The following is a 23,293-nucleotide window of genomic DNA, read 5'->3' on the forward strand; positions in this document are numbered from 1 at the left end:
AACACCGTCATTCCGGCAATTATTGGACAAGAATCCCTATTTTCCAGTCAGGATGCCCTTGCCTTTTTGATACTGATAAAGTGCTCTGACTGATAATATACTAAAAAAATTAGGACAGGGCAAGTTTAATTTCTCCATTATGATTCATCACATGATTTCACATTAACCCTTAAAATAATTATGTTAATTAAGTAAAATTGATTAAATTTATATCACCAAATAATGAATGAAATTAAAAATAATTTATCCTTTTTACATTATTTCTATTAATTTCTTATTTAATCTCAGATAACTTAACTATGAAAAAGTTCCCCTTAATTTATTCGCACACTAGAAAATCGGAGGCTGCTATGATGTGAAACTATCCGGTCAATAGATCTGAATCATTTCACCCCTGAACAGAAGCCAAAAGATTTAAGAAATCAGCTATCCTAAATTCTTAGGTCTTTAAATAATATAATTTACACCCCAAATACCATGACACTTTTTTCAACAAAAAAGAGAAGTCTGTTACTATGCGCTTTATTGGCTGCTTTTTCAGCTAACGCACAGATTCAGGATTCACTCCAGCCCAATAAGCAGGAAGAAGACAAAGTGAAATATCCCGTACTCCAGATCAAAGGTCTTTTCCAGGCACGTTACCTCGTAGGCATGACCGGAGATGTCGATGTGAACGGTCTGCATCATGCGGACGGATCAGGGACCAGCAATAATTTCATGCTCAAATACATGAGGGTTCAGGTACGTGCGCAGATCAGCAAAAGAACCGAAGTCGTAGCCCTTGCCAATCTCGCTGATTTTAAAAATGATCCTAAAAGCAGGGTCCTTGAAAATGCTTATCTGAAATATACGTTCAATTCCAAATTAGCCTTTACTGCCGGACAGTTCAGGCCCTGGTTCGGGATTGAAGAGACCTACCCTATAGATGTCATCAAGTCTCTGGATTGGTCCAACCAGTATACGGAATTCGGAAAACTGGGCTGGACAAGCTTCCAGATCGGGATTTCTGCAACAGGACAGCTTCAATTGGGCAAAATTCCTTTTCAGTATGCTGTTTCAGCCGTTAACGGCAACGGGAAAAACCAGATAAATGATAATGATAACGGAAAGCAGTATTCTACACGAATGGTTTTCGGACTGTCAAAAAAATATAATTTAAATGTCGGCCTGAATGGAGGTATCGGTGAAGTTTTAAGCAAAAAAGTGTATGCAGTAGGTATTGATCTGAGTTCGTTGATCCGGTTTGACCCTAAATGGAGCCTGGACATGCAGCTGGAAGCCAAACAGGCAACCAATCACGTCCTGTACAACACCATCGATCCGGAACTGAGATCTTCCAATCCTGACCAGTATCTGATCCGTGGGGCTTATTTCCTTCCGAACGTCAGGTATGAGATCAACCATAAGAATCTCAGCGCTTTTGAACTGTCATGCCGTTATGAATATATCGATCCCAATTTCAGACTGAATTCCAATCCAAGACAGACCATTACCCCAATGTTCGGACTGGAATTCCTGAAAAATTACGGAGCAAGAATCCAATTGGGCGTACAGTTCGACCGTTACAAACATCAGGTAGAAAACACATCACAATACAACAACAATTTATTCATTGTTCAGGTGCAAAGTAGATTTTAACCGCTTAAATATTTATAGATCATGAAAGAAATTAATATCAGAAATATCGCGATAACATTTGCCGTTGCGCTGATCATATGGTTTATTCCGGCTCCGGAAGGGGTCGCAGAAAATGCATGGCATCTGTTTGCTATTTTTGCAGCCACCATTTTGGGAATTATACTTAAAGCGGCTCCTATGGGAACCATGTGTATGATGGCTATTGCGTTTACAGCGCTTAGCCAGGTGGCCGCTCCCGGAGATGCAGCAAAATCCATCACAAAAGCACTCTCCGGATTCGGGGATAAGGTGATCTGGCTGATCGGGATCTCATTCTTTATTGCCCGAGGATTTATTAAAACCGGACTTGGAAACCGGATTGCGTTTTTATTTATCAGGATCTTCGGTAAAAGCTCATTGGGACTCGCCTACGGGCTTGGACTTGCCGATGTCTGTCTGGCTCCCGCTATTCCGAGTAATACAGCAAGAGGAGGAGGAATTATATACCCGATCATGAAATCTATGGCAATAAGCTTCGATTCTGTTCCTGAGAAACCGGAAACCCACAGGAAACTTGGCGCTTTCCTTACTTTGAACAGTTATTACATGAACCTTATCTCTTCTTCCATGTTCCTTACCGGAACTGCGAGTAACCCGATGTGTCAGAAATTTGCAGCAAATCTAGGAATTAATATTACATGGATGTCATGGGCTGCAGCTGGCTTTGTGCCGGGATTGGTTGCATTTTTTGTAGTTCCGTTGGTTCTGTACAAATTATATCCGCCTGAATTGAAAAAAACAGGTGATGCACCGAAAATGGCTGCACAGAAATTAAAAGAAATGGGACCTATTTCCAGAAACGAATGGCTGATGCTGCTGGCTTTCTTCATTCTTTTAGCCCTTTGGATATTCGGAGGAACATTATCTGTAGATGCTACTACGACGGCTTTCATCGGACTTACCATGCTGCTGCTTACTTCAGTGCTGACCTGGGAAGACATCAAAGGTGAAAAAGGAGCCTGGGACACGATTGTCTGGTTTGCTGTTCTGGTGATGATGGCCAGTTCTTTAAATGAACTCGGTTTTATCGGCTGGTTCAGTGACCTGATTAAAGTAAAAATAGGCGGATTAAGCTGGCAGATTGCTTTTCCGGTGATTATTGTTGTCTATTTCTTCAGCCATTATATTTTCGCAAGTGCAACAGCTCATGTGGCAGCTATGTATGCGGCCTTATTAGGAGTTGGTGTTTCTTTGGGAATTCCACCGATGTTGCTGGCGATGATGCTTGGTTTCTTAGGTTCAATTTACGGGGTACTTACCCATTACGGCCACGGTCCGGCTCCTGTATTCTACGGAAGTGGCTATGTCGAGCTTAAAGCCTGGTGGCTGAGGGGTCTTGAAATCGGGATCGTGTTACTCGTCATCTACATGGTAGTCGGAGGACTTTGGATGAAAGTTTTAGGATATTATTAATCATTAAATAAAAAATATGCTGTCAACCTTGTCAAGAAAAATGCTGATGTGCCTTACAGGACTGTTCCTGAGCTTCTTCCTGCTGATCCATTTCCTGGGAAACCTCCAGCTGTTTCTTCCACCGGAGCAGGCCCATCTGCAGTTTAATGCGTATTCGCATTTTCTGTCAGGAAATATCCTGATCAAAATGGTTTCGTATGTACTGTATGCAAGTATTATCCTGCATGCTCTGGATGGACTGATCATTACTTTAAAAAATAAAAAGTCGGGAGGTAGTTATCAGTCGGAAAGGCGTGGAAGAGCCAGCCAATGGTATTCCCGGAATATGGGAATTCTCGGCACTCTGATCCTGATCTTTCTGGTGATCCACTTTCAGAATTTCTGGTATGTCTACAAATTTGGAAATCCACCACTGGATGACAATGGAAATAAAGATCTGTACATTCTGGTAGTGGCTGTTTTCAAAGAATGGTGGTATGTCATCATTTATGTAATATCAATGGCAGCTTTATGCTATCATCTGATCCACGGGATTCACAGTGCAGCCCGAACACTCGGATTGTATCATCCTAAATTTGTCAAATGGTTCAAAACCGCCGGAATTGTCTATTCAGTCATGATCAGTATAGGTTTTGCTCTAATGCCCGTTTACATATTCTTTACAGCCCATTAAACAGAAAAGTCATGATTTTAAATTCAAAAATACCACAAGGCCCGTTGGAACAAAAATGGGATAATTATAAAAAGAAAGCTAAGCTCGTCAATCCTGCCAACCGTAAAAAGCTGGACATTATTGTCGTAGGAACCGGGCTTGCAGGAAGTTCTATTGCTGCTTCTCTGGGTGAAATGGGTTACAATGTTAAATCATTCTGCTTCCAGGACAGCCCGAGAAGGGCGCATTCCGTAGCAGCACAAGGCGGTGTTAATGCCGCTAAAAATTATAAAAATGACGGGGACAGCGTTTACAGAATGTTTGCCGATACCCTGAAAGGCGGAGATTTCAGAGCCCGTGAAGCCAATGTTTACCGGATGGCAGAATGTTCTTTAAACCTCATCGACCAGGCCATGGCGCAGGGTGTTCCCTTCGGACGTGAATATGGCGGCTATCTCAACAACCGTTCATTCGGTGGTGTTCAGGTGAGCCGGACGTTTTATGCAAGAGGACAGACGGGACAGCAGCTGCTATTGGGAGCCTATCAGGCACTGATGAGGCAGGTCGGAAAAGGTACCGTACAGCTGTATTCCAGACATGAAATGCTCGATCTGGTCATGATCGATGGTAAAGCAAGGGGAATCATTGTACGGAATTTAGATACCGGAGAAATTGAAAGACATGCTGCTCATGCTGTTGTTCTCGCAACCGGAGGTTATGGAAAAATTTATTACCTGTCAACCCTGGCGATGGGATGCAATGGTTCTGCGATCTGGCGGGCTCACAAAAAAGGAGCTTTAATGGCTTCCCCAAGCTGGATCCAGGTGCATCCTACTTCGCTTCCGCAGTCCGGAGATTATCAGTCCAAATTAACCTTAATGTCAGAATCATTGCGTAATGACGGAAGGATCTGGGTTCCTTCAAAAGCTGATGAAACCAGACTACCTAATGATATTCCGGAAAACGAAAGAGATTATTATCTGGAACGTCGGTATCCTGCTTTTGGAAACCTGGCTCCGAGAGATATCTCGTCCCGTGCTGCCAAGGAAAGAATTGATGCAGGTTATGGAATCGGGCCACTGAAAAATGCTGTTTATCTTGATTTTTCCAAAGCGATCAGAGAACAGGGAAAGGAAAAGATTCAGGAGAAATATGGAAATTTATTTGATATGTACCTTAAGATCACAGGATACAATGCTTATAATGAACCGATGATGATCTCTCCTTCTGCCCATTTTTCGATGGGTGGGCTTTGGGTAGATTATGAGCTGATGACCACTATTCCGGGACTTTTTGCTTTGGGTGAGGCTAATTTTGCGGATCATGGGGCCAACAGGCTGGGAGCCAATTCACTGCTGCAGGCTTCTGTTGACGGGTATTTTATCGCACCTTATACCATTGCCAATTATCTTGCCGATGAAATCCATACAGGAAAAATTTCAGCGGATGGTCCTGAGTTTGAAGCCACCGAAAATGCTGTTAAAAAACAGATTCTGAATTTTATAAGCATCAGGGGCACTAAAACTGTTGACTATTTCCATAAAACGCTGGGAAAACTCTTATACGATTACTGCGGGCTGGCCAGAAATGAAGAAGGTCTGAAATATGCTATCGAAGAAATCAGGAAACTAAAACAGGAATTTTACCGGGATGTACGGGTTTCCGGACAAGGAGATACGATGAATACGGAACTTGAAAAAGCAGGCCGCATTGCCGATTATTTCGAGATCGGTGAGCTGATGTGTTATGATGCTTTAACCCGAAACGAATCCTGCGGTGCCCATTTCAGAGAAGAATTTCAAACCCCGGACGGAGAAGCTCTAAGGAATGACGCTGAGTATCAGTTTATCTCCGCATGGGCATGGAAAGGTGAAAACAAAGAACCTGAACTGATCAAAGAACCGCTGATATTTGAAGAAATACAGCCCACAGTAAGAAGCTACAAATAAAAAACAGAAAATTATGGATTTACATCTTAAGATATGGAGACAGAAAGACAGACAAAGCGAAGGGAAACTGGTCAGCTATGACCTGAAAGAGCTGAATCCCCACATGTCTTTCCTGGAAATGCTGGATACTTTAAATGAAAAGCTCATTACTGAAGGCGACGAACCTGTAGAATTCGATCATGACTGCCGTGAAGGAATCTGCGGACAGTGCGGAATGATGATCAACGGAATTGCCCACGGACCTTTAAAAAATACAACAACCTGCCAGCTTCACTTACGGTCTTTCAAGAACGGTGAAACTATTTTAATCGAGCCTTTCCGTGCTGAAGCTTTTCCTGTAAAAAAAGATCTTAAAGTGGACCGTTCGGCTTTTGACAGAATTATTTCGTCAGGCGGGTTTGTTTCTGTAAATACGGGTCAGGCTCCTGATGCCACAGCTATTGCCATTACCCATCAAATAGCCGAGGAAGCGTTTGATTCTGCTGCCTGTATCGGCTGTGGAGCCTGTGTTGCCACCTGCAAAAACGGAAGTGCGGCGTTATTTACTTCTGCGAAAATCACTCATATGGTCCTTCTTCCCCAGGGTAAAGAGGAAAGAAGCGAACGTGTGCTGAATATGGTCAGCCAAATGGATACAGAGTTATTCGGGCACTGTTCCAATACGGAAGCCTGTGAAGTGGAATGTCCTCAGGGAATTTCTGTGCTGAATATTGCGAGAATGAACTATGAGTACGGAAGAGCGCTGTTTTTCAGGAAAAAGTAATTTTGAAAAGTATCCTTGAACATCCTTGTCAAGGTTCAGCACCTTGACAAGGATAACTTCCGGCCCCCTCTTCCAGTTTCAAGTCACATGCTATTCATTTTTAAGGGTTCATAATGGCTACCACTCTGGCCGGAGCTGCAGAACCGCCTACAATTTTCAATGGAAATACGCTGACTTTAAATCCTGAAGGAGGCAATGCACTGAGATTGGTAAGCTGCTCGATATGCAGGTATTCTTTTTTTATACCGACACGGTGGCCTTCCCAGAAATATTCGGGGTCATTGAGCTCTCTTGCTTTTTTGGCCATATATTTTAACGGAAGATCCCATCCCCACTGATCGATTCCCATTACTTTCACACCCTGATCAATCAGCCATTCGGTGGCTTCCTTGCTCATTCCTGTTCCTTTTTCTACGAAATCCGGAGTTCCCATCATTTTATCACGGTCTGTCCTGATCAGGACAATATTTCCTTCCTGAATAGAAATTCCGTTTTTATCCAGATCTTTTTTAAGATCATCAATGGTGATTGCTGCGAAATCTTCTTTGTGGGTACAGTCGATGACAATACCGTCGCCATAGCACCACTCTAAAGGGATCTGATCAATCGTTTTGGCTGGTTTTCCTTCTACAACAGGACCGTAATGCCAGGGAGCATCAATATGTGTGGTGGCATGAAGTCCCATATTTTTGATGGAGTCATCTGCCCATCCTGTCCAGTTTTTTGGAAAAAGCCTGAACGGAAGATTTAATGCCAGGCGGATCAGCCAGTGCGATTTTTTATGCGACTTGTGCCTGATCTTAACCCTCATGAACCAGGGATCTCCGGCATTATACTGGATCGGTTTCGATAGGTCGATAATAGTTGTTTTCATGGAATAAAGATATTGAGAAAGATTAAAAAAGTAAAGAGACGGATCAAAATCCGGGTATCGTTATTTTCTTAGGATCGTTTTCGTCATACATGATTTCAATGGTGCCCTGTTTTGGTACAGATGAAAGATCCAGAAGGGTTATGATCTTTTTGCAGACTGCAATGTGCTCAATGCCTTTATAATCTTTAAAGCTCACCTGAAACATGATCTGTGGCTGGTCATTCACGGTAAGTCCGGTCTGGCTTACGCTGATTATCTGCGCCTGTGCGTTTCTTCCGGCAAAAAGGATACGTTCTTCTTTTTTATTCTTCACGAATTTTCCAACGATCAGCTTATATACCAATAAGGTTAAGAGGAACATAACACCACTGAAAATAATCGGATGCATAAAAGTAAGAAACCTCCATCCGAAATCAAATGATTCCCTAAGGTAAAAATAACTGTAAAGTCCTATGATATAAGCGATCATGAATACCACAAATACGATCCTCATGATCATATTTATAACTTTAAATTTGGTTTGTGCCCCGCTTAGAATAAAATAAGGTTCCCTGGAAGTATCAGGATTCAGAAGAACTTTAACCGTTTTTCCAACATCAAATCTTTTTTCCTGTGGCTTTGTATCATAGAACATCATTTCATGCCGGATCAGCGTGTCACTGAGATTTTTAAAGGAAAGGACAATATGGATCAGATTGATATGGGTCCCTGGATTATATTTTACAAGCTTATAGTCTGTAATTTCAGCTTCCCTCGGAATTCCGTTCTGTACAATACGGCTGATGGTATTTTTTTCCTTAAAGGTTTTAATGAGAAGATGGTTGATCAGAAAAGTTAAAACATAAATCCATATAAGCAAAGAAAAACCGAGATATACATAGCTCACTGCCAATGTATTTCTCGGTTCTGTTGTCATTTCCGAAATCGTCATATAAATAAAGATCGGAAACGGTATGCAGAAAAAAAGCATATAAAGGGTCCAGAAAATGATCATAAATTTCATAACTGTTTATTTTGCGGTGCGATATAAAGTTATGATATTATTTTTTAATCTGAATTCGGGATAAAATAGTTCTATTTTTCATAAGTTATGAAGTCTGAAGCTCGAAGAGGGAAGTTATTGAGGTCTGAAAAAACAACGATAACCCGGTTTTACTGTTCTTTAAAAACTACTTCATCAAATTTGAATACAACCGTCAGAAACAGTAAACCTAACAGTAACTTCCACCCTACCTCTTCCGGATTCCAATAACTTTAATCCGATTATTTAATGGTCTCCTTTACACTTCTTTATCGAAATAAAGTCTGTAGTATTTTCCTTTGTCATCCTCGCCCATTTCCAGCTTCTGCCTGTCGCCGTGGATGTAGATATGGAAATTTTTATCGAGTTTGATAATACTTTTGAAATGACGCTGGGTTTTCTTTACGGCCGCTTCACTGATAGGGAATTCTTCCGCAATATTCACCTGCATATCCTGTTCGTAATCGGTTTTGAAATTCACAAAACTTTCGATCACGTGCTGATCTCCCAATACTTCACTGGCAAACTCATCCAGCTTAAATTCTTCTTTTTCTTTAAAGAAATTGATGGATTTATTTAAGAAATCGGCCTGGTCTGCTTTTGATACTTCAAATTCCTGCGGAAGCTGCTTGGTGATATAGTCTTTGTAGACCATCAAAGCTTCCTGGGTGTGGAAATATTCGTCATCACGCTGTTTTACTTTCAGAAAATCTTCAAACCAGTAATACATATCTCCGTTTTTGTTGTTGTCTACTACAGAAAGTACATACCCGGTCTCTTTGTTATTGTTGTAGATTAAAGCTGCCTTATCTATTTTGGACAGACCGATTCCCTGGTCTTTTTCAATGTCAAAAGTTTCTTCCCGGGGAGAAATTTTGAGGAAAGATTCTCTTTTTTCCATCTTAAAGATCCCGATCTTGTCTACTTTATCCGGACGGTCGCTTTCTTCTTCAAAAAGTACAATAAACAGCTCTCCACCCTGAACTCTTGGATTCTCCGCTGCTTCAAAAAGATGTTTGGCGATATTTTCAGATTCCCAAAGGAACTTTGCTTTGTCTTCAAAGATCTCAGATACGGAACTGTAGACCGGATTATTGACCAAATAAGTGTCACTGTAAAAATTGAAGGTCTCTTCTGATTTAAAAGAGCCTAAAAAGTAATCTTCAAGCAGCTCTGCCATTCCTTCTTCCAGTTTCAGCTCTTCCTGAGACAGTGTTAAAGATTCTCCGTTGATTTTATTTCCTACTCTGTGTACTATAATTTTTGAAAACATGTCCTGAATAATTTGGAGTGCAAAGATAATTTTTTTTAATGCGAATGCATATTATAAATCAAACTTAAAAGAAAAATAAACAACATACTTGGTATAATCCAATTGATAATTCTAATTCCTAACATCCAATTTTCTTGTCTGTTTAATTCATTATCAGTTTCCAAAAAAGATTTCAATATCATGTTATTTAAACTTAAAATTTTACTTTTATTTTTATCTAAAAATATATTTTTATAATTATCAATATTTGTCTTGATTATTTCTAGAGCAGACTTTTGATTTTTAATAAAAGAATCCATCATAAAAGCAAAAAACACAGATGAAGCAATCACGAATATATTTTTAATATTAAATGGTTCACTAGTATCAAAAGCAGTGAAACCTAAAATTATTGTTGCAGGTATTATAATTAATTTATTTTGAGAATCATTAACAACAGTTCTTAAATTCTTTGAAAAATCTAGAACAGAATTATCCAATTCCGTTTTTACTTTACTATAGGAAAAATTCCTTAAATAATATTCATAGCCTATTATACATTTTTCATAAAAATCAGAGAAATTATAAAATAAATACTTAAATTTTTCCTTCTCATTTACTTCTTCTAAAAAACTTATAAGCTCACTTTTGAAAATCACTTTGATTTCTTTTGACAATTTATCATAATCTTCAATGAACTTTTCAAACAAATTTTCGACTAGAATATATTTGTTTTTTGGTAAGATTTCTGCAGTAAATTCATAATAAATTTTCAAATACCTATTATCTGAATAAATTAGCAATTTCTTATCAATATCATCATTTGAAATATTTATGATAAATTCTTTTATTGAAATAATATCATTGTAGTTTTTTATAAAAAAATTACTTATGCTTTTTTCTGTACAATTAATTTCTAAAATATAAAACTCTTTACTTTTATCTTTAGTATGAAATTTTACAAAATCATCACAAGTTGTATAAAAATTATGGCTTCTCAATAATGTCCAAGATAAATCAAATTTATATTCTTTACCAATTATTAAATCTGTACCAAAAACTTCTGAACCTTTTTCATCGAAGATATTATCAATTTCGATTCTTTTTAATAACTCTATTTGTCCAGATTCTGTTATGAAAAATGAAAACGTACATAAATTAGACGTTTCACTTATTTTAAAAGAAAATAGGTTTATCAAAAATTCTAACATTACATATGTTTTTTTACTTGAACTGCTAATTCCTGAGGTATATCTTCAATTAGCATTGAATTTGTTTTTTCATCATATTTAATTCTTGTGCCAATTAATGTATTATCAAACTCAATTATAAAATCCTCGTTTTTCGATTTATATCTTGTTTTTGTCAAAAGCTTAATGATATTCCTATCAATACTAATTATAGGATTAACAGAATATTTTTCGTCTGAAGCAAAATGTGCAAAATCTTCAGTATTTTCCTCATCGATAATTCTTGAAATGTCATTAAGAAATACACCTTTTCCATTCCTATCATTTTCAAGGCAATGTAACTTTATTTTATCTAATAATTTATCCCGTTCATTTTTATCATTAATCTTATCATTTAGATAATCTTTAATTGCGGTAACCAATTTTTTAGAACCTGCAGTTTTCGTTGTCCTATCTGCACAACCTATAAAATATTGAAAATATTGAGATATATTTTTCAATCCACTTCTAAATGATAAATATGTGTCTATTTCCTCATTACCATTTTTAAACTCCTGCCATCTAGAAACATTTATTAATGATGCAACATCAATTTTACTTAAATCAATACTTTCAATTTCGCTTAAAGTTAAATCTTCAGTAAAAAAATAGCCTTCTTTATTGTTTATTGCCAAAACTAAAAAGTATTCACTATTAGTTGTTGTATTTAAGTAATCTGCAAAGACTAGGAACCCTCCCGAAGCAGGCTTTGTATTATCTAATATTTTTTTATATTGATGCATTAATTCTTGGGTCATTTCCAAAAAACCTAATTCTTCAGTAATATAATTATGTAATAAATTTTCAAATATTGATGATTCATTTTGTTCCTCAAATATTCCATAAGTTTTTCCTGTTCCTGAAAAAGATTTTTTAATGTCAGCAATAAAAAAAACTTCCTTTTTAGAAATCTCCAAAGCCTTCTTAGCAATTTTAATTTCCTTAACATTTTTTGATGGCTCCTTTATAATTTGGTGTATGATAATATTTTTTATTTTAATATCATGACCTTTCTGTTTTATTTCTGGCATTTCGTTTTTTTTACTAAAATAAAGAAATTAGAATCAAATTTTGTATAGGAAACCATAATTAGATTTCGTTTTGATAAAAATCTTATCATTTTGACAGGGTTTCTTTGATTGCATGACCTGCTATAAATTACACAAAATATTGATTTTTAAATAGTTAAATCCAAAACAACATCAAAGGAACGCCGTTGGCTTCATTATCTTCAAAACATACACAATGGACTTGAAGACCTTAAACCGCATTGACAAGTTAAGAAGATTAAAAAGCAGAGGACCGGAAACCCCGAAGTGGCTGAAACCTTATCATTTGCTTCTCATGGCTTTTCTGACCGTTTTTGTTTTGGGAGCCATCATTAAAATTTTAGAACAAAATCATTAATCATATGAATTATTCAGAAGCCGTCCGGGAAATTACGGAGATCATTCCCGATTTTGAAAATGAACTTGCGGAAAACACGCCGCAGAACTCGTACAGCGTGATCCGGATTTTTACAGAACGTATCAAAAGTATGGTCCGACAGAATGACAGGCATATTTTATTTAAAAGCCTCCAAAAGATGGACAAAATTTACACGAACGGAGATATGACTTTAAAAAATGCAGTAGAGGGAATTTTCATCTATTCCCTGGACAATTTTACCGCTTTCTGCGGTGGAGAATACAGAAAAGTGATCTTCAGTCACATTTCAAAGGAACTGCAGCAGACGTATTCGAGACAGATTTACAATCATGGTATTTGAAGCTTTCATTACATTTTTCACCTGTTTCATTACAAAATCAAAATTCTTTTCAAAATTAAATCCACTAAAAATCAATATGTTATGAAAACAAAAATCAGAAGAACATCAGACTGGAAAACCTGGAAAATCACGACCAACAGGCACAATACAGGGCTATTGCTTACTCATATTGCCGTGATTATAGGTGTTTTTATTTTTGCTGCCATGCTGTAAATTTGGTACACATTTCGCTGCAAGCTAAATACTGAAAAATATTAATTATGATGAAAGTACAAATGCAGTCTATTAATAAAAAAATAGCGGTTGAATACTTAAAATTTTTCTATCCTCCACTCCGAAAGGAAATCACCCAGTTATCTGTACAGGAAAACTTTGCCGGTGTTATTCAGGCTACCATCAATTATCTGAAGGATATGCTGCAGGAATCGAAGATCTATATTGTAGCCCACCACATCAAACTGATGGACTGGATCTACAGAAACGGTGATTCTTATGTGAGAACCGTGATCGAAAACCTATTTGTAAGGTCCCTTGAAAGTTTTAAAAAGCATACTAAGATCCAGCAGTGGAAACTTCTTTATCAGCGTATGCCTGACAGTTTTCAGATCGTCTACAATGAACAGCAGAAAAAGGACCGGATCTTTTTCGGGAAGTAAGAAATAATTTAATTTGTAAATAGGCTCCTAAGGCATTTTTGCCGGGGGAGCTTTTTATTTATTTTTCTAAATTTATTGAGCCCGGGAACATTTATTATGCTTTGCAGATATTTTACCATTATATATTTCACTATATGGTGTAAAATGTTTACTTTTGTAAAACTTTTGATGAAAATATTTTCCTTTATTTATTCCTGAAACAATATCAGAATGTCAGAAACGGTTTTTCAGTAACCTGCCGGAATGATATTCTGCTGAAACGTATAACAAATTTTGACGATGTGTAATCAGATCTCAGAAATATCCTTTCATGCATTTATTTGATCTGAAAACAGTCTCCCCCGGCAAATTGCCGGGGGAGTTTTTTATTTATCTTTTTTCACAAAGACTTTCTGAATAGTCTGAAGCTCATCTTTATTCAGCTTAGAGCTTTTTTCGAGTTTGGCAAGAAATGACGATACTTCTTCCGGGGTTGCAGGTGATCCCAGATTTTCTCCTTTACTGTCGAAAGAATCTGCAAGCACTTCTCCTTCCGGGTTTAATATCAGCCAGAAAGGAAGTCCGGCATCTTGTCCTTTGTATTTATTCATCAGTTCCTGGCCGCCGGGATTTTCAAGCTTTTTCTTTTCTCCTCTTTCCTGAACATCAATGTATGTGGTGACAAATTTCTTATCGAAAATAGGTTTTGTTTCGGGAAGGTTCATATTTTTCTCCATGAGCTTGCACCAGCCACACCATGAAGCATGGAATACCAGCAGGACATTTTTCTTCTGAGCTTTCGCCTCTGTAAGGGCTTTATTCAATTCTACATCTGCTTTTTCCTGGGCAGCACTGAGCTGAAACAGAAATAAGGAAGCCACTATGATCACTTTAAAAAATTTCATTTAAATTTTAGTTTGATTTACTGATACTAATTTAGTTATTTTTCTTCTGATTAGCATTAGTTTAGTATAAGATTATCTGCCTGATCCATATGATTTAACGCCACAGTTATGGAGAAATGATTGTTGATTGAAATAATTTTCCGTTTTCAGCGTTGTTTTACTAAATTTAATCTATTGAACAATCAATATATATCATTATCTTTCAGCTTCGTTTACGGTACTTTCCTGCATAAGCACTTGATTCCGGCGCGGATCCTAAAAAAAATTGTATGAAATCATTTTCAGTATTAGAAATCAATACCCTGCTAAAAGGGTATATCGTAGGAAATACTTCGCATTCTGTATCCTCTCCGGAGCAAATAGAACATGCCGGCAACCACCAAATTACTTTTATAGGCAGTAAAAAATACGAGAAATTCTGGGCAGACAGTAAAGCCCCGATAGCTGTTGTCAATCATGATATCTCTATTGAACCCGGGCAAAACAGGGCATTTATAAAAGTAAGTAACGCCGACCTTGCCATGTGTCAGATTCTGGAATTATTTGCGCCACTTTATCCGCAATTTGATACAGATATTCACCCGTCTGCATGGGTGCACCCCACTGCTATTGTTGGCAAAGGCACGCGCATTGGTGCTGGTGCATACATTGGCCCTAAGGTAGAATTAGGCGATCATGTAACCATTTATCCTAATGCTACGATTTTAGATCATAGCACTGTGGGGACAAACAGTACGGTATGGAGCGGTGTTGTGATCAGAGAAAACTGCCACATTGGTAAAAATACAATATTGCACCCCAATGCAACGATCGGTGCCGATGGTTTCGGGTTTAGACCATGTCCGGAAAGAGGACTGGCAAAAATTCCGCAAATTGGCAATGTCATTATTGGTGACTTTGTAGAAATTGGAGCTAATGCCTGTGTAGACCGTGGTAAATTCAGCTCTACCATTGTTGGCGACGGCTGTAAGATAGATAATCTTGTGCAGATAGGTCACAACAGTGTTTTGGGCAAGTTTTGCATTATGGCAGGTAACAGTGGTCTTGCCGGCAGCGTTACCCTGGGTGATGGTGTTGTTATTGGCGGAAGTGCCTCTATTAAAGACCACTCTACTATTGGCAGTGGTGCCGTTATAGGTGCAGGATCTGGTGTTGCGGGAGATGTACCGGCAGGTAAAACCTATCTTGGATACCCTGCTGCCGAAGCACGTACCACCCTAAAACAATGGGCTGCTCTTAAAAGATTGGCTGCCAATGGTTGATTAACCCAGGCTTTCTGTTTTTATTTACAAGGCTTAATATTACAAAATATAAAAACCCGCAATTTTTGGTACGTTCCGAAATTGCGGTTTTTTTGTTATCTGCTGCACAATGCAATCGTGCGGTAGCGGAGGGTACAAACTTTGCAAAGCTGTAAAATTTGTTTGGTAAATATTCCAATTAATTCTATCTGTAATCAGCCAACTCACCATATTCGCATCCTTTCCCTTCTTGCGACCTCAAATAAATTATTTTGGATAATACTATTTCTTCTGAAAATATACTCTATAGAAGCTCTATTTTTTTGAAATGGAAACAGAAGAGGTAAACATCTTTAAAGATCCTGCAATACTCAACCGTTTTAACGACATCGAAAAGCTTGATCCTGAATCCTCTCTGTGGTGAACGGTTTTATTCAGGCGCTGAAAATTAAAAATATTGCAGCGCTATAACACAAAACCCACCGCAATTGCAGTGGGTTTTGTGTTATAGCGGGACACGAGCTACAAGCTCGCGCCAGCGGGGGAATTTCCTTTGGAATCAAATATTGATAATTTCTGAGTTTATCAGTATAAATTTTTTTAGCTTTGGAAGTGACCAAAGTTTTAACAACAGAATTCAGCGTTTTGTTATTTCTCCTACCAATATAAAACCCAGCAATCTCTTGGGTGCTTTTATTAATGGCATATACCAACCACATCATATTAGATTTTTTTCTGATGAAAAACCTCATTTCATCTAATTCATAGGTTTGATAATATGGAATAAGAGGTTGACTGATACTATTGGCAATTGCAACAATTCTTTTAAGTAAAGTAGTTGTTGAAATTTTTAATATTCTCGCAATACTTCTTATCCCCATGCCTTCTTTAGTTAGCTGAATGACCTTTGTATTGATGTCCTTTTTATAAGCATTATAAGAATATTGTAAAACACTTATAGCTTTACGGAACTTACATTGATAACATTGCTTTCCATAATTAGTTTTGCCATATTTTATAAAATCATCACCAACACATTTGACACATGAGTAAACTTTTACCTGCATAAGGACTCAATTTTCTATTAAAAAACAAATAGAGTGACCAAACGATCACTCTATTCTGTAAAATTAATATTTATTATTTCTCTTTAATATTGATTAATAATGGAACCCAACATTTTTGAAACGTTACCGCTTTCAAAACCAACTGCAGTATAAGAGATACTTACACCTTTCTCACTCTTAGAAAAACCAACACTCTAACATATTATTTTTGACGCTTTAAAAAACATTTTTCGTTATTGGGATTGATTAACTTGTCATTTTTTATAATGTAAGTGTATTTTTCATTAAATGCAGTACTATCTTTTTCATTTTCTAAAGAACTTTTATATTCAGAATTCAAAAATAATGTATCATCCTTTACAGTCCATTTTCCCATATGCTTCTCGTAAGACGGGATACTCCTGAGAATGAAACGATTACTTTTTTTGATATACAATACTGAAGCAGGAGCATCAGTATAAAAACAACTATTTAAGTATTTGCTTGATACTAATAAATTACTATTTGACTTACAGGAATTTAAAGTAATATATAATATTAAAACACTAATAATACAAGTAATAAGATTCTTCATTGTCTAATTTTTATTTTTTATAATATGTTCTTCCATTTGCTCTAAAGTCTTTTCCTTCATTGGTAACCCTCTGTAATGGCTGATCTCTTTATGATTCAGACAAAATTAGAGTGCTGAATTTTCAACACTCTAAAATTATATTATCAAATTATTTTTGACGCTTTAAATAAAATTTTTTATTTTCAGGATTAATAAGTTTATCTTTCTTTATAATATAAATTTGTCTTTCATTGTAAACTACACTATCTTTTTCATTTTCTAAAGAACTTTTATATTCAGAATTTAAGAATAAACTATCACTCTTTTCTGACCATTTCCCTGTTGTTTTTTCAAGAGTAGGAAAATACACAAATACATAATTATTATCTTTTTTAAGATCTAGACGATAACGAAGATGGTGTTCACCAAGCCCATATTTACTTGGAACTTTAATACTTGGTGTACAATCGGTTAAGGAGATCAATATAATTCCACAGATATATAATTTAATTTTTTTCATTATTTGATTTATTTATATGTTTTTTTTCCTATTCTAAATACTTTTCCCTCATTAGCAATTCGTTGTAATGCTTGTTCTCTTTGTCCTTCAGGCAAACTCAATGCTTTTATTATTTGAGGGTTATTTTTAATATTGATGGAGCCTTTGGGTAAGTTTTTATATTCTTCTGGTAAATCATTGACTCCAAATGTACTACCACCAAAAAAGCTACCTCGTCTATACCCATCAACTTCATCAGTTTTGTCATGAAGAAATTGAGTGCCTATTTTATCTAGTTCAGGAGTTATAAAGCCTAGCTCCCCAATTTCAAACTGGTAAGCATGTCTTAGTTCATGAGACAGCAATTCCATTCCAGCATTCTTTGAAAGACCTATAATTATCTTTCCACTGATAAAACTAAATCCAGTATAAGAAACACTTTCATTTTTATTACTATAAGAATCATCAGGCCTAATATCATACATTTGATTAGAGCCCGCTAAAACTGCTGTTTCACCTCTTGCAGATTCCAATTCTGCATTATTATCCTGCAAGTTTGTTACATTCCTTTCCCAACTTCTTATCTGTCTTTCTTTACCCCCACCGTCAATTTTCGCCTGATATTTTGCAATTTCAGCATTATTCTTCGCTTGTCTATTATCAATATCCGCAATCAGTTTTTTTACATATTCCCAAGCTTCGGGGGTAAACTCATTACCATCTATATCAAAATTGGAGATAGGGTTGTTTCCTGCATAGTGATAAGGCGAATAAGAAAGATACTTTTCAGCCTTATTATCTATTACCCCCCATCTTACTATATCATCCATATACAGACGGTTTCCAAAATCATAAAATCCAAATTCCTGCAATTCTTTGTTCGCAAATTTGAAGTTTTTAAAACTGCTCTGTCCAAAGAAAGCCGTTCCCGTTTTCAGATGATTCATCCCAAAAGGATAGTAATCATTGGCATCAACTATTTCAAGAACGCCTGACATTTTTAAAAAATAGAGTATTGATATTTCAACACTCTATTTATGATTATCTATTTATGATTTCTAAAAGATTTTTTAAGTAATTAAATTGAGAAATCCCTTTCCATTTATTTCTGTTTAGGAAATCATTCGCAATAAAATTAAAATCTTCAAGATCGCGCCATTTTGAAATATCTTGTTTTAATATTATAAAATAATTATATTTATTTATATCTTCTACTTCATCAGAAGAAAGTAAATTAAAACCAATAACATCTTTTGGATCATTTTCAAGTATTAAAGACCTCATCTTTTTGGAAAATTGCCCATATAATTCTAAATATTTAAATAATTTATTATTTAAATCAGATTTATTAAGGCATTCGAGATGAATACCTGAATCACTTAATTTGAAAAGTTCATCTAGTTCATTACTTATTAATGGAGGAGTTAATATGTATTCTTTTGAGTCATCCAAAATATTATTACATAAAGGACATCTACTTGTGTTTTCTAATATTATTGCCATAAATTTATAAAATTAAGGTTTTCTAATCATAAAGGGAGAATTAAATCCTTCTATAATATATTGTCTGCTTTGATTTAATATTTGTAATGCTTTAAAGTCTGCTGTGCTTGCACCAGTTACAAAGGGATGGGTATGCCCAAAGATTGTTTTAACCTCACCTGCACCAAATGATATACCATGAGGCCCTCCACTTACAATTACTCTTACTCCAGGAGCAACACTATTTTTCCCTAGCTTTACGACTGCATGCTCAACCCCAGTAGTTAAAGTTCGATTTTGCAATAAGCTAACTAAATCTGAAATCTTTTCTCCTTTCCGAACCTCTCTAATAATATTCATAGATGATACATAATTACCACCATTTCCTACAATTATCTTACTCTCTGCCCTAATAATTCCCGGTGCAGCTTTTCCTCTGGTTAAAATTATAGCTATAGCCGCTAATCCCAAAGAAGCTTCCTGATCTTCTGGTTCTAAATTACTTAAAAGCTGTGCCCCAATATCCAAGATACCTGCCGGATCACCGATACCTCCAATCATCTGAGCAGCTCCGTTGTGTAAAATAGGCTGTTTAAGCCTGCTCATTGCCTCTTCCTGTGATGGAAGCTTAGGAAGATTGATACCTGATGATGTCCCATTTCCACTGTAGCAAACGGAACAATATGATGGCATAATAGATGCCGGATTGGAAGCCATTGCCCTTATTGGAGCATTAATCACAATTTCAGGTATCTGATAAGGATTGTTAGATCCTCCCAATGAACTTGCAGGAATATCTGGGCCTCCACCTCCGTTTACTGGATCTCCTGACAATCCTGAAGCATCTGTATAAAATAAAGGATTATTATAGGCATAACCGTAAGGATCAAGCGTAGATGCACTTAAAGGATCATGCTGTCCAAATATCCCAAGATCCGCCATGTAGAAACGGGCGTTCATATCATAAAACCCTGTCTCCTGCAACTCGTTTCCTAAGAATTTATATGATTTATAACTTCCCTGTGCAAAAAACGAATTACCCGTTTTCAGATGATTCATCCCAAAAGGATAATAATCATTAGCATCAACTATTTCAAGAACGTCTGCGCTGTTTCTTGCGAAACTTGTTGTAATGTAAAACTAGGGTATTGAAATCAATACCCTAGTTTTTTCTATTCTAAAGAGTATAAACTTTTAGTCCTAAAAAATCGCAACTTTCATTGCAGTCTGCAATATAATTTGCAACAACCTCAATATGCTCCAAAAAACTGACTAATTGAGGCAATTTCTGTCCCACTTTAGCATCATATTTTTTTATATTTATCCAAAACTTCTAAAAAACTATACTTAGTACATAGTTCTTCTAAAAAAGATTCAAATAAATCAGTTCTGTCATCTTGCTCTAATATTAAAGCAGGAAGATATTCCAAACCATCCAAAAATTCAGCTAAAATCTCCATTGACACATTTTGATAAGCCAAGCTACGGGCTCGAATTATTAAATCTTGGATTGCTAATATGGAATTATTAAGTTTTTCTGTTTTTATCATTATTACTATTTTTTTAAAACAATATTTGGTATAGTTATTCCTTTATTTCCAGGATTAACATAAATAGGAGGTAATTTATTTCCAGCCTTCATACTTTCGTATATCCTATCATATCTTATTTGGTTAAGAGGCGTACTAACATCAATGGAACTTTTCAGAGGAGATCTAAGGTTTTCTAGCGGAACTTGAAACACTTTACCTGCGTTATCTGTTGCATTTATAGTTTTGAGACCCAATTGTTCTGCAGCTTTTGCTCTCCTAACCCCATCTGCAATTTCAAAGAGCTGTTCTCCATTTTTAGCTGCAGCAACTTCCGCTTTTGCAATTGCAGCTTCGACCTTAGCTACATCATCAATAGCCTTGCCTCTTGACAGAATAATCGCTAAAGCTCCTAATCCAATAGCTTCTTCCTGATCTTCGGGATCAATTTTATTGGCGATAAGAATACCTGCCAGATCCCAAATCATGGAATCCATCATTGTCACACCTCCTCCTTGTCCATTTTCGGGGCCACGATACAACGGCGTTGGTTGAATCTGCGGGGCAGAAAGATTGATACCTGATGATGCACCATTTCCACTGTAGCAAAGTGTACAATTATTGGGTAGGATTGATCCAGAATTATTAGCTATTGCCTTAATTGGAGCATTCAGAACAACTTCGCCTACATCAATAGGATTGGTTACTGTTCCTATTGATTGTGGTCCTCCGGGGCCTATTCCTCCGTTTACAGGTTCACCTTCTAATCCTGAAGGGTCTGCAAACATAATTGGATTATTAAACGCATAACCGTAAGGATCAAGCGTAGAAGCACTTAGCGGATCATGCTGACCAAATATCCCTAGATCTGCCATGTAGAAACGGGCGTTCATATCGTAGAACCCTGTTTCCTGCAACTCGTTTCCTAAGAATTTATATGATTTATAACTTCCCTGTGCAAAAAACGAATTACCCGTTTTCAGATGATTCATCCCAAAAGGATAATAATCATTCGCATCAACTATTTCAAGAACGCCTGCGCTGTTTCTTGCGAAACTTGTTTTAATTTAATTAGGGTATTGAAATCAACACCCTAATTTATTTGTTTAAAGAACATAAGATGTAAACTTTTACCCTAAAGATAACAACTCTACATTTTTATTTTTTACTACCCTCGCCATATATTTTTTTTAGATTTTCAATTTGCTGAGCCTTCTGTAAAGAATCTTCTCTCCTTTCTTTTGCAACAATTTCTGGAGCATAAGGCCCTGTTTGATTTTGTTTTGCACGTTGAAATAATAAATAATAGGACAAAATTGTATTAATAATTATAAATATTATAATAAGCCAAGTAATAGTGCCACCTTTTTTATTCTTTTCCTTAGATAATTGATCAAATTCTTTAATATATTCTTTCCATATATCAGTACGAATAAATGCAATGTAATGCAATAAGAAAAGTAATATAAATGGTATAAAAACAGAAGGTTGCCAAATATTTAGGTTACCAATAGTTTCCCCCGTAATCATTAGAAAATAATTTAATATTGATAATATTAGCCAAATTTCTAATGCTCCAATTGAAGCACTTGCCTTAAAATCGCTCCACCAAGGTTCCGAGCTATTTTCATAATGTTTATAGAGTTTATAAAATAAATAGTAATAAGCTCGTTTCACTTTTTGCATAATTATTTAAAATTTTATTGCAGAATTGTTAAAAAATGGATGTCCTGTTGTCTGTTGTTCATGCTTTTCAATTTTGTCAGCGGTTTCAGACGCACCAACCCACCCTCCTGGGTAATAATTATCTACACCAAAATATAAAGTACTGATGATCGCACCAGATACTCCTCCTTTTAATCCTAAATACCCCATTGCAGTATTAAATCCTGCTTTACCGGGATGTACAGCATTTGAAGAACTGGGATTATCCATATAATTTAAGACTCCCATCCCATCAAGTCCAACTCCCAATAAAAAAGAAGCCGTACCTAAACCTTTGCCAATCTTACTTATACTCGTGGTTCTCGTATATTGATTTTTAATAAAAATATGTCCCTTAGCAGTAGGTGTATAAATTTTAAGAGAAGACCCATAAGTAGTAATTCTGGCTTGTCCAGAAAAATTTTCTACACCTGCCGCAGCTGTTGCTAATCCCCAATTCGCACGTCCTCCAAAGGCATACCATTCCGGTGTATTATCTGGTTTGTAAGGATTAAAATTATGATAAGATTGTTTAATTTCAGGTATACTTGGAGCTGGTGTATTTTGTAATCTTGGAGCAGGCATTCCTCCTCCACTATTACATACTAAACAGTTAGACGGCATTACTGATGTAGTATTGGAAGCCATCGCCCTTATTGGAGCATTCAGTACAATTTCACCTACATCAATAGGACTTGCGGGAGTTCCTATGGATTGAGGTCCTCCGGGGCCTGTTCCTCCGTTTACAGGCTCACCTTCTAATCCTGAAGGGTCTGCAAACATTATTGGGTTATTAAACGCATAACCGTAAGGATCCAACGTTTTACCACTCAACGGATCATGTGTCCCAAACCTGCCCAGGTCTGCCATATAAAAACGGGCGTTCATATCATAAAACCCTGTCTCCTGCAACTCGTTTCCTAAGAATTTATATGATTTGTAACTTCCCTGTGCAAAAAACGAATTACCCGTTTTCAGATGATTCATCCCAAAAGGGTAATAATCGTTATTATCTACAATTTCCAGAGCTCCTGTGGTGTTTTTCGTGAAATTTATTTAAAAACTAGGGTATTGAAATCA

Annotated in this window: 26 protein-coding genes; 10 read left to right on the top strand and 16 right to left on the bottom strand. The window is 36.5% G+C overall.

Annotated features, from left to right (window positions below):
* Positions 1-477 precede the first annotated feature (477 nt).
* The 5 genes from IX38_RS10075 to IX38_RS10095 are packed head-to-tail and all read left to right on the top strand — an operon-like array spanning position 478 to position 6,454.
* Positions 478-1,638 carry a porin gene (locus tag IX38_RS10075; protein ID WP_034704426.1) on the top strand — a complete coding sequence of 387 codons (1,161 nt, stop codon included), beginning with the start codon at positions 478-480 and terminating at the stop codon, positions 1,636-1,638.
* Positions 1,639-1,659: 21 nt separating this feature from the next.
* Positions 1,660-3,090 carry an anion permease gene (locus tag IX38_RS10080; RefSeq protein WP_034704428.1) on the top strand — a complete coding sequence of 477 codons (1,431 nt, stop codon included), beginning with the start codon at positions 1,660-1,662 and terminating at the stop codon, positions 3,088-3,090.
* A 16-nt stretch (positions 3,091-3,106) separates the two neighbouring features.
* Entirely contained in the window at positions 3,107-3,763 is a 657-nt protein-coding gene (locus IX38_RS10085) for a succinate dehydrogenase cytochrome b subunit (protein WP_034704431.1), read from the top strand.
* A gap of 11 nt (positions 3,764-3,774) precedes the next feature.
* Positions 3,775-5,691 carry a fumarate reductase/succinate dehydrogenase flavoprotein subunit gene (locus IX38_RS10090; protein WP_034704433.1) on the top strand — a complete coding sequence of 639 codons (1,917 nt, stop codon included), beginning with the start codon at positions 3,775-3,777 and terminating at the stop codon, positions 5,689-5,691.
* 13 nt (positions 5,692-5,704) lie between these two features.
* Entirely contained in the window at positions 5,705-6,454 is a 750-nt protein-coding gene (locus tag IX38_RS10095) for a succinate dehydrogenase/fumarate reductase iron-sulfur subunit (protein WP_034704436.1), read from the top strand.
* Positions 6,455-6,554: 100 nt separating this feature from the next.
* Here the strand turns inward: IX38_RS10095 and IX38_RS10100 are convergent, their stop codons facing one another.
* The 5 genes from IX38_RS10100 to IX38_RS10120 all read right to left on the bottom strand — a co-directional run bounded on the left by IX38_RS10100 (position 6,555) and on the right by IX38_RS10120 (position 11,861).
* Positions 6,555-7,328: a cyclase family protein gene (locus tag IX38_RS10100; protein ID WP_034704439.1), complete on the bottom strand. Its 774-nt coding sequence runs from the start codon at positions 7,326-7,328 to the stop codon at positions 6,555-6,557.
* 43 nt (positions 7,329-7,371) lie between these two features.
* Positions 7,372-8,331 (bottom strand): hypothetical protein, encoded by a 960-nt coding sequence (locus tag IX38_RS10105; RefSeq protein ID WP_034704442.1) that lies wholly within the window; start codon positions 8,329-8,331, stop codon positions 7,372-7,374.
* 277 nt (positions 8,332-8,608) lie between these two features.
* A complete protein-coding gene (locus IX38_RS10110) occupies positions 8,609-9,622 on the bottom strand; it encodes a nucleoid-associated protein (protein ID WP_034704445.1) in 1,014 nt (337 codons plus the stop codon).
* A 35-nt stretch (positions 9,623-9,657) separates the two neighbouring features.
* Positions 9,658-10,812, bottom strand: coding sequence for a hypothetical protein (locus IX38_RS10115; protein ID WP_034704450.1), 1,155 nt, complete (start codon positions 10,810-10,812; stop codon positions 9,658-9,660).
* The gene (locus tag IX38_RS10120; protein ID WP_034704453.1) at positions 10,812-11,861 is read right to left on the bottom strand and encodes a nucleoid-associated protein; all 1,050 of its coding nucleotides are present in this window, start codon (positions 11,859-11,861) and stop codon (positions 10,812-10,814) included. Before IX38_RS10120 ends, IX38_RS10115 begins: the two co-directional genes overlap by 1 nt.
* Positions 11,862-12,075: 214 nt before the next feature.
* Between IX38_RS10120 and IX38_RS22975 the strand changes: the two genes are divergently transcribed.
* From IX38_RS22975 to IX38_RS10135, 4 genes are all read left to right on the top strand, one after another.
* The gene (locus tag IX38_RS22975; protein WP_165570724.1) at positions 12,076-12,237 is read left to right on the top strand and encodes a hypothetical protein; all 162 of its coding nucleotides are present in this window, start codon (positions 12,076-12,078) and stop codon (positions 12,235-12,237) included.
* A 4-nt stretch (positions 12,238-12,241) separates the two neighbouring features.
* Entirely contained in the window at positions 12,242-12,598 is a 357-nt protein-coding gene (locus IX38_RS10130) for a DUF7674 family protein (protein WP_034704457.1), read from the top strand.
* Positions 12,599-12,679: 81 nt separating this feature from the next.
* Positions 12,680-12,811, top strand: a complete 132-nt coding sequence (locus IX38_RS23345) for a hypothetical protein (protein ID WP_262483441.1) — start codon at positions 12,680-12,682, stop codon at positions 12,809-12,811.
* Positions 12,812-12,858: 47 nt separating this feature from the next.
* Complete coding sequence (locus IX38_RS10135) at positions 12,859-13,254, top strand: DUF7674 family protein (RefSeq protein WP_034704459.1); 396 nt, start codon at positions 12,859-12,861, stop codon at positions 13,252-13,254.
* Between the two features lie 365 nt (positions 13,255-13,619).
* On the opposite strand, the gene IX38_RS10140 is transcribed toward IX38_RS10135, so the two are convergent.
* Positions 13,620-14,138: a thioredoxin family protein gene (locus tag IX38_RS10140; protein WP_034704461.1), complete on the bottom strand. Its 519-nt coding sequence runs from the start codon at positions 14,136-14,138 to the stop codon at positions 13,620-13,622.
* Between the two features lie 269 nt (positions 14,139-14,407).
* Here IX38_RS10140 and lpxD point away from each other — a divergent pair, with 269 nt between their 5' ends.
* Positions 14,408-15,400 (top strand): UDP-3-O-(3-hydroxymyristoyl)glucosamine N-acyltransferase, encoded by a 993-nt coding sequence (lpxD, locus tag IX38_RS10145; protein WP_034704464.1) that lies wholly within the window; start codon positions 14,408-14,410, stop codon positions 15,398-15,400.
* 413 nt (positions 15,401-15,813) lie between these two features.
* Here the strand turns inward: lpxD and IX38_RS10150 are convergent, their stop codons facing one another.
* The 10 genes from IX38_RS10150 to IX38_RS10190 form a co-directional block, all read right to left on the bottom strand.
* Positions 15,814-16,446: an IS1 family transposase gene (locus IX38_RS10150; RefSeq protein ID WP_034704467.1), complete on the bottom strand. Its 633-nt coding sequence runs from the start codon at positions 16,444-16,446 to the stop codon at positions 15,814-15,816.
* A gap of 202 nt (positions 16,447-16,648) precedes the next feature.
* Complete coding sequence (locus tag IX38_RS22760; protein WP_131368659.1) at positions 16,649-17,020, bottom strand: hypothetical protein; 372 nt, start codon at positions 17,018-17,020, stop codon at positions 16,649-16,651.
* Positions 17,021-17,168: 148 nt separating this feature from the next.
* On the bottom strand, positions 17,169-17,519 hold the full coding sequence (locus tag IX38_RS10155) for a hypothetical protein (RefSeq protein WP_034704469.1): 351 nt from the start codon (positions 17,517-17,519) through the stop codon (positions 17,169-17,171).
* Positions 17,520-17,527: 8 nt separating this feature from the next.
* Positions 17,528-18,496, bottom strand: a complete 969-nt coding sequence (locus tag IX38_RS10160) for an RHS repeat domain-containing protein (RefSeq protein WP_034704472.1) — start codon at positions 18,494-18,496, stop codon at positions 17,528-17,530.
* A 43-nt stretch (positions 18,497-18,539) separates the two neighbouring features.
* The gene (locus IX38_RS10165; protein WP_034704474.1) at positions 18,540-19,001 is read right to left on the bottom strand and encodes a hypothetical protein; all 462 of its coding nucleotides are present in this window, start codon (positions 18,999-19,001) and stop codon (positions 18,540-18,542) included.
* A gap of 12 nt (positions 19,002-19,013) precedes the next feature.
* On the bottom strand, positions 19,014-20,114 hold the full coding sequence (locus tag IX38_RS10170; protein ID WP_316934139.1) for an RHS repeat domain-containing protein: 1,101 nt from the start codon (positions 20,112-20,114) through the stop codon (positions 19,014-19,016).
* A gap of 170 nt (positions 20,115-20,284) precedes the next feature.
* Positions 20,285-20,530, bottom strand: a complete 246-nt coding sequence (locus tag IX38_RS10175; protein ID WP_034704480.1) for a hypothetical protein — start codon at positions 20,528-20,530, stop codon at positions 20,285-20,287.
* 5 nt (positions 20,531-20,535) lie between these two features.
* Positions 20,536-21,576 carry an RHS repeat-associated core domain-containing protein gene (locus tag IX38_RS10180; RefSeq protein WP_316934140.1) on the bottom strand — a complete coding sequence of 347 codons (1,041 nt, stop codon included), beginning with the start codon at positions 21,574-21,576 and terminating at the stop codon, positions 20,536-20,538.
* 91 nt (positions 21,577-21,667) lie between these two features.
* Positions 21,668-22,195 carry a hypothetical protein gene (locus tag IX38_RS10185; protein WP_034704484.1) on the bottom strand — a complete coding sequence of 176 codons (528 nt, stop codon included), beginning with the start codon at positions 22,193-22,195 and terminating at the stop codon, positions 21,668-21,670.
* A 6-nt stretch (positions 22,196-22,201) separates the two neighbouring features.
* Positions 22,202-23,269 (bottom strand): RHS repeat-associated core domain-containing protein, encoded by a 1,068-nt coding sequence (locus IX38_RS10190; protein ID WP_316934141.1) that lies wholly within the window; start codon positions 23,267-23,269, stop codon positions 22,202-22,204.
* Positions 23,270-23,293 lie beyond the last annotated feature (24 nt).

The organism is Chryseobacterium luteum (assembly GCF_000737785.1).
In the GTDB taxonomy this organism is placed as follows: Bacteria; Bacteroidota; Bacteroidia; order Flavobacteriales; family Weeksellaceae; genus Chryseobacterium; species Chryseobacterium luteum.

Excerpts from the sequence above, each read along its gene's own strand:
- IX38_RS10130 (WP_034704457.1), top strand. The coding sequence starts at position 12,242 with ATGAATTATTCAGAAGCCGTCCGGGAAATTACGGAGATCATTCCCGAT.
- IX38_RS10185 (WP_034704484.1), bottom strand. The coding sequence starts at position 22,195 with ATGCAAAAAGTGAAACGAGCTTATTACTATTTATTTTATAAACTCTAT.
- IX38_RS22760 (WP_131368659.1), bottom strand. The coding sequence starts at position 17,020 with ATGAAGAATCTTATTACTTGTATTATTAGTGTTTTAATATTATATATT.
- IX38_RS10150 (WP_034704467.1), bottom strand. The coding sequence starts at position 16,446 with ATGCAGGTAAAAGTTTACTCATGTGTCAAATGTGTTGGTGATGATTTT.
- IX38_RS10115 (WP_034704450.1), bottom strand. The coding sequence starts at position 10,812 with ATGTTAGAATTTTTGATAAACCTATTTTCTTTTAAAATAAGTGAAACG.
- IX38_RS10120 (WP_034704453.1), bottom strand. The coding sequence starts at position 11,861 with ATGCCAGAAATAAAACAGAAAGGTCATGATATTAAAATAAAAAATATT.
- IX38_RS10155 (WP_034704469.1), bottom strand. The coding sequence starts at position 17,519 with ATGAAAAAAATTAAATTATATATCTGTGGAATTATATTGATCTCCTTA.
- IX38_RS10100 (WP_034704439.1), bottom strand. The coding sequence starts at position 7,328 with ATGAAAACAACTATTATCGACCTATCGAAACCGATCCAGTATAATGCC.
- IX38_RS10165 (WP_034704474.1), bottom strand. The coding sequence starts at position 19,001 with ATGGCAATAATATTAGAAAACACAAGTAGATGTCCTTTATGTAATAAT.
- lpxD (WP_034704464.1), top strand. The coding sequence starts at position 14,408 with ATGAAATCATTTTCAGTATTAGAAATCAATACCCTGCTAAAAGGGTAT.
- IX38_RS10095 (WP_034704436.1), top strand. The coding sequence starts at position 5,705 with ATGGATTTACATCTTAAGATATGGAGACAGAAAGACAGACAAAGCGAA.
- IX38_RS10085 (WP_034704431.1), top strand. The coding sequence starts at position 3,107 with ATGCTGTCAACCTTGTCAAGAAAAATGCTGATGTGCCTTACAGGACTG.
- IX38_RS10175 (WP_034704480.1), bottom strand. The coding sequence starts at position 20,530 with ATGATAAAAACAGAAAAACTTAATAATTCCATATTAGCAATCCAAGAT.
- IX38_RS10075 (WP_034704426.1), top strand. The coding sequence starts at position 478 with ATGACACTTTTTTCAACAAAAAAGAGAAGTCTGTTACTATGCGCTTTA.
- IX38_RS10140 (WP_034704461.1), bottom strand. The coding sequence starts at position 14,138 with ATGAAATTTTTTAAAGTGATCATAGTGGCTTCCTTATTTCTGTTTCAG.
- IX38_RS10080 (WP_034704428.1), top strand. The coding sequence starts at position 1,660 with ATGAAAGAAATTAATATCAGAAATATCGCGATAACATTTGCCGTTGCG.
- IX38_RS22975 (WP_165570724.1), top strand. The coding sequence starts at position 12,076 with ATGGACTTGAAGACCTTAAACCGCATTGACAAGTTAAGAAGATTAAAA.
- IX38_RS10110 (WP_034704445.1), bottom strand. The coding sequence starts at position 9,622 with ATGTTTTCAAAAATTATAGTACACAGAGTAGGAAATAAAATCAACGGA.
- IX38_RS10160 (WP_034704472.1), bottom strand. The coding sequence starts at position 18,496 with ATGTCAGGCGTTCTTGAAATAGTTGATGCCAATGATTACTATCCTTTT.
- IX38_RS10105 (WP_034704442.1), bottom strand. The coding sequence starts at position 8,331 with ATGAAATTTATGATCATTTTCTGGACCCTTTATATGCTTTTTTTCTGC.
- IX38_RS23345 (WP_262483441.1), top strand. The coding sequence starts at position 12,680 with ATGAAAACAAAAATCAGAAGAACATCAGACTGGAAAACCTGGAAAATC.
- IX38_RS10135 (WP_034704459.1), top strand. The coding sequence starts at position 12,859 with ATGATGAAAGTACAAATGCAGTCTATTAATAAAAAAATAGCGGTTGAA.
- IX38_RS10090 (WP_034704433.1), top strand. The coding sequence starts at position 3,775 with ATGATTTTAAATTCAAAAATACCACAAGGCCCGTTGGAACAAAAATGG.